The organism is Pseudactinotalea sp., from assembly GCF_048594945.1.
In the GTDB taxonomy this organism is placed as follows: Bacteria; Actinomycetota; Actinomycetes; order Actinomycetales; family Beutenbergiaceae; genus Pseudactinotalea.
Window position 1 is genome coordinate 1 of record NZ_JBMDXJ010000069.1, and the last position, 13342, is coordinate 13342.

At 69.3% G+C, this 13342-nt stretch carries 19 protein-coding genes and 2 tRNA genes; 9 read left to right on the forward strand and 12 right to left on the reverse strand.

Features of this window, described 5'->3' with window-relative positions; genetic code table 11:
• Both argG and cspE read right to left on the reverse strand, forming a co-directional pair.
• Window positions 1-950: argininosuccinate synthase (gene argG / locus ACOJSN_RS03120; RefSeq protein WP_420111067.1), on the reverse strand; the 950-nt coding region annotated here is incomplete at its 3' end.
• A gap of 143 nt (window positions 951-1093) precedes the next feature.
• Entirely contained in the window at window positions 1094-1297 is a 204-nt protein-coding gene (cspE, locus tag ACOJSN_RS03125) for a transcription antiterminator/RNA stability regulator CspE (protein ID WP_420111051.1), read from the reverse strand.
• Window positions 1298-1511: 214 nt separating this feature from the next.
• Between cspE and ACOJSN_RS03130 the strand changes: the two genes are divergently transcribed.
• From ACOJSN_RS03130 to ACOJSN_RS03150, 5 genes are all read left to right on the forward strand, one after another.
• Window positions 1512-1853: a PadR family transcriptional regulator gene (locus tag ACOJSN_RS03130; protein WP_420111052.1), complete on the forward strand. Its 342-nt coding sequence runs from the start codon at window positions 1512-1514 to the stop codon at window positions 1851-1853.
• Window positions 1850-2479: an HAAS signaling domain-containing protein gene (locus tag ACOJSN_RS03135; RefSeq protein WP_420111053.1), complete on the forward strand. Its 630-nt coding sequence runs from the start codon at window positions 1850-1852 to the stop codon at window positions 2477-2479. The genes ACOJSN_RS03130 and ACOJSN_RS03135 overlap by 4 nt, the downstream gene beginning before the upstream one ends.
• Window positions 2480-2599: 120 nt before the next feature.
• On the forward strand, window positions 2600-3274 hold the full coding sequence (locus ACOJSN_RS03140) for a YceI family protein (RefSeq protein WP_420111054.1): 675 nt from the start codon (window positions 2600-2602) through the stop codon (window positions 3272-3274).
• A complete protein-coding gene (locus ACOJSN_RS03145; protein WP_420111055.1) occupies window positions 3271-3783 on the forward strand; it encodes a sigma-70 family RNA polymerase sigma factor in 513 nt (170 codons plus the stop codon). Before ACOJSN_RS03140 ends, ACOJSN_RS03145 begins: the two co-directional genes overlap by 4 nt.
• Complete coding sequence (locus ACOJSN_RS03150; RefSeq protein ID WP_420111056.1) at window positions 3780-4496, forward strand: anti-sigma factor family protein; 717 nt, start codon at window positions 3780-3782, stop codon at window positions 4494-4496. Before ACOJSN_RS03145 ends, ACOJSN_RS03150 begins: the two co-directional genes overlap by 4 nt.
• Window positions 4497-4554: 58 nt before the next feature.
• Here ACOJSN_RS03150 and ACOJSN_RS03155 read toward each other — a convergent pair.
• The 3 genes from ACOJSN_RS03155 to ACOJSN_RS03165 form a co-directional block, all read right to left on the reverse strand.
• Window positions 4555-4630, reverse strand: a tRNA-Lys gene (locus tag ACOJSN_RS03155).
• A gap of 88 nt (window positions 4631-4718) precedes the next feature.
• Window positions 4719-5462 (reverse strand): hypothetical protein, encoded by a 744-nt coding sequence (locus tag ACOJSN_RS03160; RefSeq protein WP_420111057.1) that lies wholly within the window; start codon window positions 5460-5462, stop codon window positions 4719-4721.
• Window positions 5452-6111: an RNA polymerase sigma factor gene (locus tag ACOJSN_RS03165; protein ID WP_420111058.1), complete on the reverse strand. Its 660-nt coding sequence runs from the start codon at window positions 6109-6111 to the stop codon at window positions 5452-5454. Before ACOJSN_RS03165 ends, ACOJSN_RS03160 begins: the two co-directional genes overlap by 11 nt.
• Window positions 6112-6304: 193 nt before the next feature.
• On the opposite strand from ACOJSN_RS03165, the gene ACOJSN_RS03170 reads away from it, so the two are divergent.
• Window positions 6305-7033, forward strand: coding sequence for a CHRD domain-containing protein (locus ACOJSN_RS03170; RefSeq protein WP_420111059.1), 729 nt, complete (start codon window positions 6305-6307; stop codon window positions 7031-7033).
• On the forward strand, window positions 7033-7710 hold the full coding sequence (locus ACOJSN_RS03175) for a class F sortase (RefSeq protein WP_420111060.1): 678 nt from the start codon (window positions 7033-7035) through the stop codon (window positions 7708-7710). The genes ACOJSN_RS03170 and ACOJSN_RS03175 overlap by 1 nt, the downstream gene beginning before the upstream one ends.
• Window positions 7711-7764: 54 nt before the next feature.
• Here ACOJSN_RS03175 and ACOJSN_RS03180 read toward each other — a convergent pair whose 3' ends face one another.
• Both ACOJSN_RS03180 and ACOJSN_RS03185 read right to left on the reverse strand, forming a co-directional pair.
• Entirely contained in the window at window positions 7765-8208 is a 444-nt protein-coding gene (locus ACOJSN_RS03180; RefSeq protein ID WP_420111061.1) for an SRPBCC family protein, read from the reverse strand.
• Window positions 8205-8537, reverse strand: coding sequence for an ArsR/SmtB family transcription factor (locus ACOJSN_RS03185; protein WP_420111062.1), 333 nt, complete (start codon window positions 8535-8537; stop codon window positions 8205-8207). The genes ACOJSN_RS03180 and ACOJSN_RS03185 overlap by 4 nt, the downstream gene beginning before the upstream one ends.
• Window positions 8538-8602: 65 nt before the next feature.
• Here ACOJSN_RS03185 and ACOJSN_RS03190 point away from each other — a divergent pair, with 65 nt between their 5' ends.
• Entirely contained in the window at window positions 8603-9553 is a 951-nt protein-coding gene (locus tag ACOJSN_RS03190) for an ATP-grasp domain-containing protein (RefSeq protein WP_420111063.1), read from the forward strand.
• A gap of 56 nt (window positions 9554-9609) precedes the next feature.
• On the opposite strand, the gene ACOJSN_RS03195 is transcribed toward ACOJSN_RS03190, so the two are convergent.
• Window positions 9610-10548, reverse strand: a complete 939-nt coding sequence (locus ACOJSN_RS03195) for a cupin domain-containing protein (protein WP_420111064.1) — start codon at window positions 10546-10548, stop codon at window positions 9610-9612.
• Between the two features lie 82 nt (window positions 10549-10630).
• Here ACOJSN_RS03195 and ACOJSN_RS03200 point away from each other — a divergent pair, with 82 nt between their 5' ends.
• A complete protein-coding gene (locus ACOJSN_RS03200; RefSeq protein WP_420111065.1) occupies window positions 10631-11089 on the forward strand; it encodes an anthrone oxygenase family protein in 459 nt (152 codons plus the stop codon).
• Between the two features lie 49 nt (window positions 11090-11138).
• Here the strand turns inward: ACOJSN_RS03200 and ACOJSN_RS03205 are convergent.
• From ACOJSN_RS03205 to ACOJSN_RS03220, 4 genes are all read right to left on the reverse strand, one after another.
• Window positions 11139-11211, reverse strand: a tRNA-His gene (locus tag ACOJSN_RS03205).
• An 83-nt stretch (window positions 11212-11294) separates the two neighbouring features.
• Window positions 11295-11936: an oligoribonuclease gene (orn, locus tag ACOJSN_RS03210; RefSeq protein ID WP_420111068.1), complete on the reverse strand. Its 642-nt coding sequence runs from the start codon at window positions 11934-11936 to the stop codon at window positions 11295-11297.
• Between the two features lie 51 nt (window positions 11937-11987).
• On the reverse strand, window positions 11988-13130 hold the full coding sequence (locus ACOJSN_RS03215) for a hypothetical protein (protein WP_420111066.1): 1143 nt from the start codon (window positions 13128-13130) through the stop codon (window positions 11988-11990).
• A gap of 35 nt (window positions 13131-13165) precedes the next feature.
• Window positions 13166-13342, reverse strand: a 177-nt coding sequence (locus ACOJSN_RS03220; RefSeq protein WP_420111069.1) for an HAD hydrolase-like protein, incomplete at its 5' end; no start/stop codon positions are given.

Below are 13342 nucleotides of genomic sequence, written 5' to 3' on the forward strand. Positions count from 1 at the left end.
ATCGTGTCCTCGTTGTGGACGGCGTTCAGCAGCCGCTCGTAGGCGATGTGCAGCAGCGCCATCCCGGGCGCCTCGTAGATGCCGCGCGACTTGGCTTCGATGATCCGGTTCTCGATCTGGTCGCTCATGCCGAGCCCGTGCCGCCCGCCGATCGCGTTGGCCTCCTGCACCAGGGCCACCGCATCCGGGTAGTCCACACCGTTGATCGCGACCGGGCGGCCTCGCAGGAACGTCACGGTGACGTCCTCGCTGGGGATCGTCACGTCGTCGCGCCAGAACGGCACGCCCATGATCGGCTCGACGGTCTCGAGCGAGGTGTCGAGGTGCTCGAGGGTCTTGGCCTCGTGGGTGGCGCCCCAGATGTTGGCGTCGGTGGAGTACGCCTTCTCCGCGCTGGCCCGGTAGGGCAGGTCGCGCGCGGTGAGCCATTCGCTCATCTCCTGCCGACCACCGAGCTCGGTGACGAAGTCGGCGTCGAGCCACGGCTTGTAGATGCGCAGGCCCGGGTTGGCGAGCAGGCCGTAGCGGTAGAACCGCTCGATGTCGTTGCCCTTGAAGGTGGAGCCGTCGCCCCAGATGCTGACGTCGTCGTCGGCCATGGCCCGGACCAGCAGCGTGCCGGTCACGGCGCGGCCCAGGGGAGTGGTGTTGAAGTACGTCTTGCCGCCGCTGCGGATGTGGAACGCCCCGCACGCGATCGCGGACAGGCCCTCCTCCACCAGCGCGGCCTTGCAGTCGACCAGTCGCGCGATCTCGGCGCCGTACTCGCCGGCGCGGTCGGGCACGGTGTCGATCTCGGGCTCGTCGTACTGGCCGAGATCGGCGGTGTAGGTGCAGGGCACCGCGCCCTTCTCGCGCATCCACGCGACCGCGACGGAGGTGTCGAGACCACCGGAGAAGGCGATGCCGATGCGCTCACCGGCGGGCAGGGACGTCAGAACCTTGGACACAGTGAGAAAATATACAGCCTTCTGCATATCGGTGACGACGGCGGCCGCTGTCGGCTCGCTCACACCGCCCAAGCAAACGCGCACCCCGCCCGAGGGCGAGGTGCGCGTCGTGTCGACCCGTGCGGGTCGGATGAGCTCTGAGCTCAGACAGCAGTGATGTTCTGCGCCTGGGGGCCCTTCGGGCCCTGGGTGATCTCGAACTCCACCTTCTGGTTCTCCTCCAGCGAGCGGTAGCCGTTGCCGTTGATCGCGGAGAAGTGGGCGAACACGTCAGCGCCGCCGTCGTCAGGGGTGATGAAGCCGAAGCCCTTCTCGGCGTTGAACCACTTCACGGTTCCGAGGGTCATGATGTCTCCTTCAAAAGATCTGCCGCACCACTTGCCGGTACGGCTGCCACGGTGAGTCGTCCGTCAGATCTCGAAAGAAAAGGCGCCCATCCATCGAAGGATCGGGCGCCCGTAAGACGTCGATGCACTGCAACTTCGGGATCAAGCGTAGCGGAGAAGTCCCGTGGTGGCGAGGGTCTGGCGGGATCGACATCGAGCCACTACCCTGTGTCGCATGGTACCCGGTGAGGAAAGTATCCTGACGCACCTGCGCCGAGGCGCACTGGAGTACTGCGTGCTGGCGTCGTTGCGGGAGGGCGAGGCCTACGGCCTCGACATCGCGCGGCGCCTCGTGGCCGGCGGCGTGCTCATGGGCGGTGAAGGCACGCTCTATCCGCTGCTGGCGAGGCTGCGCAAGGCGGGACTGGTCTCGACCAGCTGGCAGCCCTCCGATGCCGGGCCGCCGCGCCGCTACTACGCGATCACCGAGGACGGCGTGCGCGCCGTCGAGACCTTCACCCGCGCCTGGAAGCCCTTCCGGGACGCCGTGGACCTCACCCTGGGAGGGGCATCATGACCAGCACCACCGACCGCACCACGGCTTACCTCGATGATCTGGCGAGGATGCTCGGCACGCTCGATCCTCTCGAGCGTGCCGATGTGCTCGACGGCGTTCGTGACCACGTGTCATCCGCGTTGGGGGATCTCGGGCGAGAGCCGAGCGACGCCGACCTCGATCGGATCTTCGCCGATCTCGGTAGCCCCGGAGATGTCGCTGCTGCGGCGCTCGCGGACCGCGCCGGATCGATGCTCCCGCCATCCGGCCAGCGGCCGGCGCTCTCGCACGCGTGGGTGCCGCCGGTGGCGACCGGGCTGATCTTCCTCGGCGCTGCGTTCGGCTTCCTGGTGCTGCCGGTCGCGCTGCTGCTCGCAGGCCTGGTGCTGCTGTGGATCTCGCCGCTGTGGAGCGCTGCCGAGAAGGTGGTCGGGACGATCCTTCCGGTGCTGGGGCTGGGCGGCTTCGCGCTCTCGGGCCTGCTGCTGTTCCATGTGGAGGCCGGTGACAGCACAGGGGGCGTGACTCCGCTCGGCTACCTCCTCATCGCTGCCGCGCTCGCCGGTCTGGCCACGCTGGTGCTGGTGGCCGTGCGAGGTGGCCGCCGCGCACGGCGCTGGGGTGACCCGGCGCCTGAGGTGGGGTGACCGACAAGGCCTCGCCCCGCCGTCGGGCATCCCACGATGCGAGACGTGCAGGGTGGTGCTGAACCGGACCGGCCGCGGTCTCGTCTTCTGGGTGGGGGACGAGACCGACAGGAGACGTTCATGCAGAAGCGCACCAAGGTGCTGACCGGGATCGGCGTCGGGTTGGTGGTGCTGGTGGTCGCTGTGCTGGTGGGCACCCGGCTGTACGCGAACTGGGTCAACAGCAACGCGGACGAGGCGCCGACATTGAGCGAGACCGGCGCGCCGACCTCGGAGCAGGAGGAACCCGGCGTCGAGGGCGACTGGACCGTGGCCGAGGGCAGTTTCGCCGGGTACCGGGTGGACGAGGTGCTCAACGGGCAGGACGTCACGGTGACCGGCCGGACCGAGGACGTCACGGGATCGGTGACGCTTGCGGGCGGCGCGGTCACCGCCGGAACGATCGAGGTCGACCTGACCACGGTCGCGACCGACGAGTCCTCCCGCGACCAGTATTTCCGCTCCGAGGCGCTCCGCACCGACGAGTTCCCCACCGCCACCTTCGAGCTGACCGAACCGGCTGAGGTGGTGCTCGACGGCAGCGACCTCGAGCTCGTGGGCGAGCTCACCGTGCACGGCGTGTCGCAGCAGGTCACCGCTACCGCGCAGGCCGGGACGAGCGGCGACGGCCTCCAGGTGGTCGGCTCGGTGCCGATCACGTTCTCCGACTTCGACGTGCAGGCGCCCGACCTCGGGTTCGTGGTGGTCGAGGACGCCGGTGCCATCGAGTTCAGCCTGGAGCTGGCGGCCGGGTGAGTGCCCCAGGTCGCGGCGCCGACTCGCTGCTGGTCGCGGTGCACGCCGCGCACGGTGCCGAGTTGCACCGCTACGTCGCCGCGATGACCGATGAGGTGCGCGCAGCCGACGTGGTCCAGGAGACGCTGCTGCGAGCCTGGCGTCACCCGGAGGTGCTGACGCGGCCGGAGGGGTCGGTGCGTGCGTGGCTGTTCACGGTCGCACGGAACCTGGTGGTCGATGCCGCGCGCAGTGCGCACCGGCGCCGCGAGGTGAGCACCGACGACCTGCCGGATGCCGGTGTGGCGGACCGCAGCCAGGAGGTGCTCGACGCGTGGTTGGTCGGGGACGCGTTGCTGGAGCTGTCCGCCGAGCATCGCGCGGTGGTAGTCGGGGCGTACTACCAGGGCAAATCGGTGTCCGACCTGAGCCGGGACCTCGATATCCCGCCGGGCACGGTGAAGTCTCGGCTCCATTACGGGTTGCGAGCGATGCGGCTCGCGTTGCAGGAGAGAGGAGTGTCGGCATGAGTTCCCACGACGAGTACCGCGAATGGGATGCCGCCTACGTGCTCGGTGCGCTGAGTCCGGCAGAGCGTCGCGAGTTCGAGCGCCACCTCGCCGGGTGCGAGGCGTGCCGTGAGGCGGTCGCCGAACTGGCGGGCACGCCCGCGGCGCTGTCCTCGCTCGATCGGTCGCAGGCTGTGGCGTTGGTGTCCTCCGTGCCCGACGGCGGTGGGTCGGGCGGGGGAGAGGTCGTTCCGATCTCGTCTCTCGCCACCGCAGCCGCCCGCCGCCGCCGGCGGCTGCGAGGGTGGCAAGCCGCAGCTGCCGTCGCCCTGGTCGCGGTCGGTGGCGTCGGCGGCGTGGCGTTGAGTGACCTCGGCGGCGCGAGCGCCACCGAGGTCACGGCGGTGACGCTGGAGCAGGTGGGCGGCAGCAACGTCACCGCCGATCTCACGCTGACCCCCTCGACCTGGGGGACCCGCATGGAGTGGTCGTGCTCGTATCCCGACTATGGCGGAGCGGGCTCACCGGGTCCGGAGGACGGCGTCTACGAGCTCGTGCTGATCGACGCCGACGGCGAGCGCACGGTCGCCGCGACCTGGACCGGTGACGGCGGCGACCACGCCAGCGGTCTGCTCGCCTCCTCGGCGATCGGGCTGGAGGACATCACCCGGGTCGAGCTCGGCGTCGAGGGCGTCGACGTGGTGCTCGCGGCCGCTGACCTCGGCGAGGCCTAGCCGGGGCTCGAGATGAGAAAGGCCCGTGACCAGCGTTTCCGCAGGTCACGGGCCTTCGTGGTACACCCCCTGGGACTCGAACCCAGAACCCAGTGATTAAGAGTCACTTGCTCTGCCAATTGAGCTAGAGGTGCTTGCCGACGGACAAGTCTAGCGCACCTCTGCGACCTCGTGAGCTGCTGTCGGAGTGGCCGTGGACACACTGCATGAGTGGCCCCAGTCCTACGTCTCCACGGCATCGGGAAGGTCGGCGGATACGACCACTGCGCCGCCCTCGGTGCGGATCTCGAGGCGCACGGCTTCGTGGCGCATGACGGCGGCGTTCATCCGGCACTCGATGGTGACCGCGCTCCCGAGAAAGGTGCCCGAGTCGAACTCGACGCCGTCGTCGGAGATCAGCACGAGGACGTAGCTCTCACCCACCTCGAAGCCGTCGACCTCGAGCACCGTCTCGGTCCCCCACGTATGGGCGATCAGGGAACCGTCCACATCGACACCGGCAGGCTCGACGACCAGCTCGAGCTCCTCCACGGCGCCGAGCGTGCCGGGTGGACCGGACGGGGGCCTGTCGCCGAACAGGAATGCTCCGGCGGTGATGGCGGCGCCCGCGACGAAGCTTGCGGCGATAGCCACGTACCGTGGCCACCAGCGCTGGGTTCGGCCTGTGTCATGAGCGCGACGGCGTAGCGCCAGGTCCGAGATCATGGAGGCACGCTCGGGCTCGTCCTGGGCGGCCGCGATCACCTGCTCGCGCACGTGTGGTCCGGGCTCGTCCTCCTCCCAGGTCGTCACCTCCGCGCCCTTCAGCAGCTGCACCGTCGCACCGAGCTGGGCCATCTCGACGGCGATGCTCGGGTCGGTCTGCATCATCGACTCGAGTTCCGTGCGCTCATCAGTCGACAGACTCTGTGACAGCGCGCCGGCGATCAGCTCGGCGCGGCGTTCCGAGGTGTGCTCAGGGCTCACTGGCGCCTCCTTCCTCGAAGTGTCGTCGCAGCGCCCTCAAGGCGTAGAAGGTGCGGGTGCGCAAGGTGGCGACAGGAACATCGGTGGCCTCGGACAGCTCGGCATAGGACGTGCCGATGAGATGGATCGCGATCACGGCCTGACGCTGCTCGCGACTCAGCGTGGCGAGCGCCTCCAGCACCGCCAGGCGCTCGTCCGGATCGCTCTGCTCGCTCTGCGCGTCCGAGGCTTCCTCAGTGCCCACCGTTCGTGGGACACGGGCCGCGGCGCGGTAGCGGTCACGCACGAGGTTGCGGATGATCGCGAACAGCCAGGTCCGGACGGTGGATCGGGACGGGTCGTAGCTCGCGCGGGCACGCCACGCGCGCAGGAAGGCATCTTGGACACACTCCTCCGCCGCGCTTCGGTCGCGGAGCGCGTTGACTGCGAAGCCGAAGAGTTCACCGGCGTGGGCGTCGTAGGCGTCGGCAAGGTCGAAGGCGCTCGTGGCGTCGGTGCCCGCATCGGGGCTGTCGGCGCCCTCCTCGGTGCCCTCGGGGCCACGCGCCGGCGCCGTGGCTCCCACTGGCGCCTGGTGCCGTCCAACCGACAGGGTGACCACGCTCCCACATCGCTCTCCGGTGACGGCAACTGGGCTCAGTGTAGGCATCGCGACCTCCCTGGCCGTGCGGACGGCGCACCTGATCGCCGCCTCTGGTGAGGTGATACGTCCGCAGCCCCCGGCTGTTCATCGCGGCGGCCTCGGAGAAGTCTCCGAGATGGATGAACGCACAGCCCGGATCGTGCGTAGTACCCAGGGACGCGGGCGCAACTCAGCGACGCCCCTGACCTGGAGGCACCACATGTCAGATCCGCACCGCACCACCCGACCCCTCGCGCTCGGAGGTCTCGCCGCGGCAGGCGCCCTGGCGCTCACGGCGGCGCTCGCGCTGCCCGCCAGCGCCGAGACCGAGGTCGACGAGCCGGACAGCTTCACCTCCGCCTTCACGGTGATGGCCACCCCCGACCAGGTGGTGAACCCCGAGGGAGAGGATGCACCCGGAGAGCCGGGGGCGACCGGCGAGTTCACGTTCCGCGTCAACTCGGACCTGGAGATCATCTGCTACGACATCACGCTGACCGGAGTCACCGGCGACTACGAGAGCGCAGCAAAGACCGCCACCCACATTCACGCCGCGCCTCCGGGTGAGTCCGGGCCGCCGCGGATCGCGTTCCCGGACCCGACGCCGGTCGGGGACGGGCCCCGCACGAGCTCGGGCTGCCTGGAAGGACCGTTCACCACCGGTATCGAGGATGACGACGGGAACGACACCGGAGAGGGTTTCTCGCTCGCCGACCTGGAGGCCGACTTCGCCAACTACAGCGCCGACTCCCACACCGCCGACTTCGTTCCAGGGGTCGTGCGCGGGCAGCTGGTCCAGATCCCCGTGGGCGGCCTGGAGACCGGCGGCGGTGGCGCGGCGCAGGAGGGCTCACCTGCCGCGACAACATTGATCGGCGCAAGCGTTCTCGTGGCTGCCGGCATTGCCGGGTTCGTCGTCTACCGACGCCGCGGGCAGTCGACGACCTGATGCTCTCCGACCGGGAGACGAACATCCCCCGGCCTCGACGGCGGGGCGGCGCGCTGGTCGTGAGCCTCGCCACCGTGACCCTGCTCCTCGGCTGCAGCACCGGTGCGGCTGAGGGGCAGGGGTCGGCGACGGGGCCGGCGGACTCGACCTCGGAGCAGATCGCAGCTGCGACTCCCAGCGAACCCGCGCTCGAGAGCGAGTCTGAGCCCGCAGCGCCGGTTCTCGGGGTGGGTGTGGAGCCCGCGCACCTGCGTGTGGCGAGCATCGGAATCGACGAGGACCTCGTCGATCTCGGGCTCCAGCCCGATGGCACGATGGAGGTGCCCTCGGACTGGGACCGGGTCGGCTGGTTCTCCGGAGGCGGACGACCGGGCGGCCGAGGTCCCACGGTGATGGCCGGCCACGTGGACTCGCCCACCCAGGCGGCGGTCTTCTATCGACTCACCGAGCTTGAGGTGGGCGACGTCGTCGAAGTAACCGACGTCGAAGGCACCCTGCACACGTACGAGGTGTACCGGGTGGCCGACATGCCCAAGGACGACTACCCCACCCATGAGGTCTTCGGTGCGGTCAATGCCGATGAGCTGCGGCTGATCACATGCACGGGTGACTTCGACCAGGCGCAGGGCAGGCACGCGGACAACCGCGTGGTGTTCGCCGCCGCCGTCGACGTCTAAGTGGCGTCACGTTCGCAGACCGGAGCGGGCCACTGCCGAGCGTCTGGTGACGCCCTACGGGCGGGTGAAGTGGCCGGGAAGGCGGTCCATGACGTCGTTCCATCCCTGCTCGGCGCCACCGTCGGTGATGTGTTCGGTAGAGGTGTGGCGCACGACCACCTCGGTGCCCTCAGCGTTCGGGACGAACTGCACGTCCACGGTGTCGACGACCGGGGCGCCCGCGACCTCCGCGGCGGTGTCGTCGCTGATCCAGACCCACGTCATCGCCAGCGCGTTCGGTCGATCGAGCGTGGTGATCGTGCCGGTGACACCCATGCCGACGGCGGCGCTGTAGATCCGATACTCGCCCCCTTCGCGGGCGTCGAGCTCGTAGGTGGTGTCAGGCCACTGGGGCCACCACCACTGCGCCAGCTCAGCGACATCGACCCAGGCCTCGAAGGCGCGGTCGGGGCCCACCGGGACCTGCCGGGCGATGGTGATCGTGGTGGTCTCGCTCATGACGAGTGCTCCTCGGGTTGGGTGGACAGATGCGCGGCGTATCGGTCGAGATGGTTGGCCCAGAACAGTCGGGTGCGGGTGGCCCATTCCACCAGGGCGTCGAGGCTGCCCGGCACGAGGCTCACCGTGACCACCCGGCCGCGCTTGACCCGGGTGACCAGACCGCCGTCGACCAATCGATCGACATGCTTGAGAGCTGCAGGGACGCTCACCTCGACCAGATCGGCCAGCTCGGTGATCGACGCTGAGCCGGTGGCCAGCCGTTCGACGATCAGCCTCCGGGGCGCGCTCGCGATCGCGGCGGCGGCAGAGTCGAGGGTGGCGGGCACGTCGCTGACTTTACCAGATGCTTAACCAAAAGGTGAGGTAATGGGAAGGCAGGTACGGTTCGGATGTGTCCACGCCACGTATCGCGCTCGTGACCTGCGCCGACCTGCCCGACCTGGAGCCCGAGGATCAGCCGTTGCTCGACGCGCTGCGGGCGCGCGGCGCGGAGGCGAGTGCCGCCGTCTGGAACGACCCCGCGGTCGACTGGAGCACCTTCGACGTCGCGGTGCTGCGCTCGACCTGGGACTACACCGAGAACTATCCCGAGTTTCTCGCGTGGGCGAGCTCGGTGCCGCGTCTGGTCAACCCGCCCAACGTGATCCGCTGGAACTCGGACAAGCACTACCTGCAGCGGCTCGCCGACCACGGCCTCGACGTCGTGGAGACCAGCTGGCTCGAGCCTGAGCGGAACTTCGACAAGCGGGCTCTGCACAACCGCTTTCCGGCTCGCGAGGACTTCGTGATCAAGCCGGCGATCTCCGCCGGATCCAAGGACACCGGCCGCTACACGGCCACCGACGCCGACTCGCGCCGCTATGCCATTGAGCACGCCGAACGGCTGCTGAGCGAGGGCCGGTCGGTGATGGTGCAGCGGTACATCCCCGAGGTCGACTCGGTGGGGGAGTCGGCGCTGATCTTCCTGCACGGCACGTTCTCGCACTCGGTGCACAAGGACGCCATGCTCGCGCCCGGTGACGACGCCGAGGTGGATGGGCTGTACCGGCCCGAGAGCATGTCGAAGCACCAGGCCACCGATGCCGAGATCCAGGCGGCACAGAACGTGCTCGCGTTCGCGCGGGCACGCATCCCCGGTCGCAGCCCGGCCAGCAGGCCGCTGCTGTACGCACGGGTGGACCTGGTGACACCGCGCTCGGGCAAGCCAGTACTGATGGAGCTCGAGCTGGTGGAGCCGTCACTCTTCTACTCTCTGGCTCCAGGCTCCCTCGAGCGGTTCGCTGACGCGATCCTCGCCGAGCTGAGGATGGGCAAGGACGCCCACAACATCGAGCTCGCCTGAGTCACGCCGCACCCGATCCCGGGAAGCTGAGCCGCGCGGCTGCACCGTGAGCGGCGTCAGCTCGCGCGCTCGCGGTACGTGCGCGGGCTGACGCCGTACTCGCGCTTGAATGCCGTGCTCAGCGCGAACGGCGTGCTGTAACCCACGCGGCGCGCCACCATCTCGAGGGTCATCTCGGCGTCGGGGAGCAGGTCGGCCGCGAGCGCCAGCCGCCACCGCGTCAGGAACGTCATCGGAGGCTCACCGACCATCTGCATGAACCGGCGGGCAAACGTCGCGCGCGACACCAGTGCGTAGCTGGCAAGTTCGTCGACGGTCCACGCGTGAGCCGGATCGCCTTGCATCACATGGAGCGCTGGACCGATCACCGGATCGCCCTGAGCGACGTACCAACCGGGAGCGTGGGACTCGGGGCGGGAGAACCAGGCGCGCAGTGACGCGATCAGCAGCAGATCGAGGAGGCGATCGAGCACGGCGTCCTGCCCGGGGTCGGGCCGCACGATCTCGCCGTCGAGCAACGGGACCAGAGGGGATCCGATCTCGCTTCCTCTCACGACGCACAGTGGCGGCAGCGCCCGGAGCAGCCGGGCGCTCACCTCGCCGTCGAGCAGATATGACCCGCTGAGCATCACGGTGTCGGGGTCCGTGCTGTTGCCCCAGCTGCGTACTCCGAGGTCGTACTCCTCGGTGAGCCGGCGTCCATCGGGTGCGTAGCACTCCTGGCCGGGTTCGATGATCACGGTCACCGGCGTCGTCGCTGTGTCGGCCATGGTCCAGTGGTTGCTGCCGCCTAGGGCGATCACGACGTCGCCCGGGTTCAGCGCGTGTGCCGGGCCGCCGTCGGGCACCGCCCATGCTGTGCCGGACACGACCGCTGTCAGGCTCAGCGGCACGCCGTCGGCGAGCCGAATCGCCCACGGTGAGCCCATGAGGCAGCGGAGGAGGAACGCGCCTCGCGCGCGGGGGCCTTGCAGCAACGCCGACAACCCATCCATGTCAGGTGACCGTAGACGATCGCGTATGTCGATGCGCCGCAGCGCGATGGACTGACGTGGCACGAGGAGCTGGGATCGACACATGAACGTGTTCCGATCGGTCGTGCTCGTCGCCGCCGTTGTCGCCGCCGGCCTTCAGGCCGGTTCCTACTACATCTGGGCGTTCGCGGTCCTCCCTGGGGTGGCGCGAGCCGACGACCGCACGTTCGTCACTGTGCTGAACCACATGAACCGCGCCATCGTGAACCCGGTGTTCATGCTGACCTTCCTCGGTGCCCCCGTTCTCGCTGCCGTCGGCACCGTGCTGGCCGAGCCGTCGAGCCGGCCCTGGACGCTCGTCGCGCTGGTGCTCGCCGTCGCGACTCTCGTTGTCACCTTCGCGGCCAACATCCCGCTGAACAACGCTCTCGACGCCGGCGCCGGGGCTCCTGCCGCCGCCCGCGCGGCCTTCGAGACCGCCTGGCAGGGGTGGAACGGACTGCGTGTGGCGACCTCGACCGGCGCCCTCGTGGCCCTCGCCGGCGCGCTCGTGAGTGGATGACCCGGGAAAGCAGCAAGTCCCAGCGCCGAAACGCTGGGACTCGCATCTGGGTGAGTAACGGGACTCGAACCCGCGACATCCGCCACCACAAGGCGGCGCTCTACCAACTGAGCTATACCCACCATGTCGACGTTCCCGAGTGCCCGGGCGCGCGACGAGAACCTAGTGTAGCCACCAGATCAGGGTGTTCGGTACGTGCTCCTGATCACGCGGGAGCAGGCCGCTGCAGCGCGGTGGGGGAGGCGAGGATGTCGGCGGCGATCTGGCGCGCACCGGCAGAGTCGGGACCCGGGTCGGCGGGGAACAGCACCGCGCGGTAGTACCGCAGCTCGTCGATGCTCTCGAGGATGTCGGCGAGCGCGCGGTGGCCGCCGGCCTTCTTCGGTGAGGCGAAGTAGGCGCGCGGGTACCAGCGCCGGGCGAGCTCCTTGATCGAGGAGACGTCGATGATCCGGTAGTGCAGGTGCTCCATCAGCGCCGGCATGTCCCGGTCCAGGAACGTCTTGTCGGTGCCGACCGAGTTGCCCGCGAGGGGCGCCTTGCGTGGCTCGGGCACGAACTGGCGGATGTAGTCGAGCGCCTGCTGCTGGGCATCGGCGAGCGTGATGCCGCCCTCGAGCTCCTCGATCAAGCCCGAGGCCGTGTGCATCTCCCGGACCACCGGCAGCATCGTGTCCACGACGCCCGGCGGTGGCGCGATCACGAGGTCGATCCCCGAGCCCATCGGCTTCAGCTCGGAGTCGGTGACGACGACGGCGATCTCCACCAACGCGTCCTTCGTCAGGTCGAGCCCGGTCATCTCGCAGTCGACCCACACGATCGCATCCGTTGCACTCACGCGTGCCAGGGTAGCCACTGGTGACGCCGCCGCATCCCGAGCGTCGTGCTGCCGCGTTCCTCAGCGATGCAGGAACGGCACGTCCGCCCGCACCAGCATCTGATAGGCGTCGCCTGGCGAGCGACCCTCCGGAACGGACACCGTGAGCACCACGACGTCGCCGTCACGGTCGGCCCCGTCGAGCGTCAGCAGGTCCGAGAGCGGCTGCCCGGACTGCACCGAGGTGCCGTTGGCGAACAGCTCCTCGAACAGCGGCACCGCTTCCTCGGCGGCATCCTCGGAGTCGAAGGCGTAGGCGAGCGTGATGATGCTGGCATCGCCATCGGCGCCCCAGCCGATGCCGACCGCCTGGAACGCCTCCGGCAGCATCGGGGCGAGCCGATCCTCCAGCGCGGCCACCTGCTCCGCGGACATGGCGCCCAAGGCATCCGTGAGTGCCATCGAGCCGCCGGTCACCAGCACGGCGGAGACGCTGTCGACGTCATCGAGCGCAGCGGCCACGTCGGCGAGATGCGCGTTGTCGGCGAGTGTCTCGTCCGGTCCGGAGAGCCACGAGGAGACCTCCTCGGTCGAGGCACCGGCGGCGAGGAGGTGATCGTTCTGCGCGAGCCGCAACGGCATCCCGAGCGGGCGCGCGTTGGTGACGTCGGCGAAGTCGTTCTCGAAGTCCTCGCCCTCGCCCACGGTGACGACACCGTCGTCAACCTCGGGAAGGTTCTCATCGAGTGTCGAGTCGTCGAAGTCGCCGGCGATGACGGCGAGGCTCTGCGGCGGGGTCAGTCGCTCCACGAAGGCATGCGTGTCGATCAGCGACCACCCGAGCTCGTCCGCGAACTCGTCGTGCATGGCGATGGACGGGGGATTGAAGACCTGGGCGAGCGGCACGAACACCGGTGCCGGACCGCCGTCGGACGGGCCACCGGTCAGGGGCATGAGCCAGGCCACAAGATCATCGACTTCGAGGTCGGTCGGACGCTCCAGGCCGGACAGCTCCGAGGCGGCGTCGAGGTCCGCCGTCTGGATCAGCACCTGGCCGCCGGACTCGGCCGCAGGCAACTGTGCCAAGGCACCCTGCACCGAGTAGTTCGAACCTGCGCCCCAGTCGCCGGAGGGGCCGTCGCAACCTGCCACGGTGATCAGCAGCAGTGGGGCTGCTACCGCCGTCCAGGCCTTCGTTCTCATCGGTCGCGTTCGCTGTGTCACGTCTACGACCGTAGCGGCTGCCGTGTGCGGAACGGTCAGGCGGTGGCGCTCGGATCGGCCGCCAGCGGGACCAGATCGGCGATCGAGTCGACCACGCGTGTGGGGCGGTAGGGGAAGGTCTCGATCTGGTCCGGCTTGGTGGAGCCGGTCTTGACGAGGACCGTGCGCAGCCCTGCCTCGAGACCGCTGATGACGTCGGTGTCCATGCGGTC

What these genes read in the sequence shown, in the direction of transcription:
- ACOJSN_RS03200 (WP_420111065.1), top strand. Translation starts at nt 10,631, where the DNA reads ATGAACGTGTTCCGATCGGTCGTGCTCGTCGCCGCCGTTGTCGCCGCC.
- ACOJSN_RS03130 (WP_420111052.1), top strand. Translation starts at nt 1,512, where the DNA reads ATGGTACCCGGTGAGGAAAGTATCCTGACGCACCTGCGCCGAGGCGCA.
- ACOJSN_RS03175 (WP_420111060.1), top strand. Translation starts at nt 7,033, where the DNA reads ATGCTCTCCGACCGGGAGACGAACATCCCCCGGCCTCGACGGCGGGGC.
- ACOJSN_RS03180 (WP_420111061.1), bottom strand. Translation starts at nt 8,208, where the DNA reads ATGAGCGAGACCACCACGATCACCATCGCCCGGCAGGTCCCGGTGGGC.
- ACOJSN_RS03195 (WP_420111064.1), bottom strand. Translation starts at nt 10,548, where the DNA reads ATGGATGGGTTGTCGGCGTTGCTGCAAGGCCCCCGCGCGCGAGGCGCG.
- ACOJSN_RS03150 (WP_420111056.1), top strand. Translation starts at nt 3,780, where the DNA reads ATGAGTTCCCACGACGAGTACCGCGAATGGGATGCCGCCTACGTGCTC.
- ACOJSN_RS03140 (WP_420111054.1), top strand. Translation starts at nt 2,600, where the DNA reads ATGCAGAAGCGCACCAAGGTGCTGACCGGGATCGGCGTCGGGTTGGTG.
- ACOJSN_RS03135 (WP_420111053.1), top strand. Translation starts at nt 1,850, where the DNA reads ATGACCAGCACCACCGACCGCACCACGGCTTACCTCGATGATCTGGCG.
- cspE (WP_420111051.1), bottom strand. Translation starts at nt 1,297, where the DNA reads ATGACCCTCGGAACCGTGAAGTGGTTCAACGCCGAGAAGGGCTTCGGC.
- ACOJSN_RS03170 (WP_420111059.1), top strand. Translation starts at nt 6,305, where the DNA reads ATGTCAGATCCGCACCGCACCACCCGACCCCTCGCGCTCGGAGGTCTC.
- ACOJSN_RS03165 (WP_420111058.1), bottom strand. Translation starts at nt 6,111, where the DNA reads ATGCCTACACTGAGCCCAGTTGCCGTCACCGGAGAGCGATGTGGGAGC.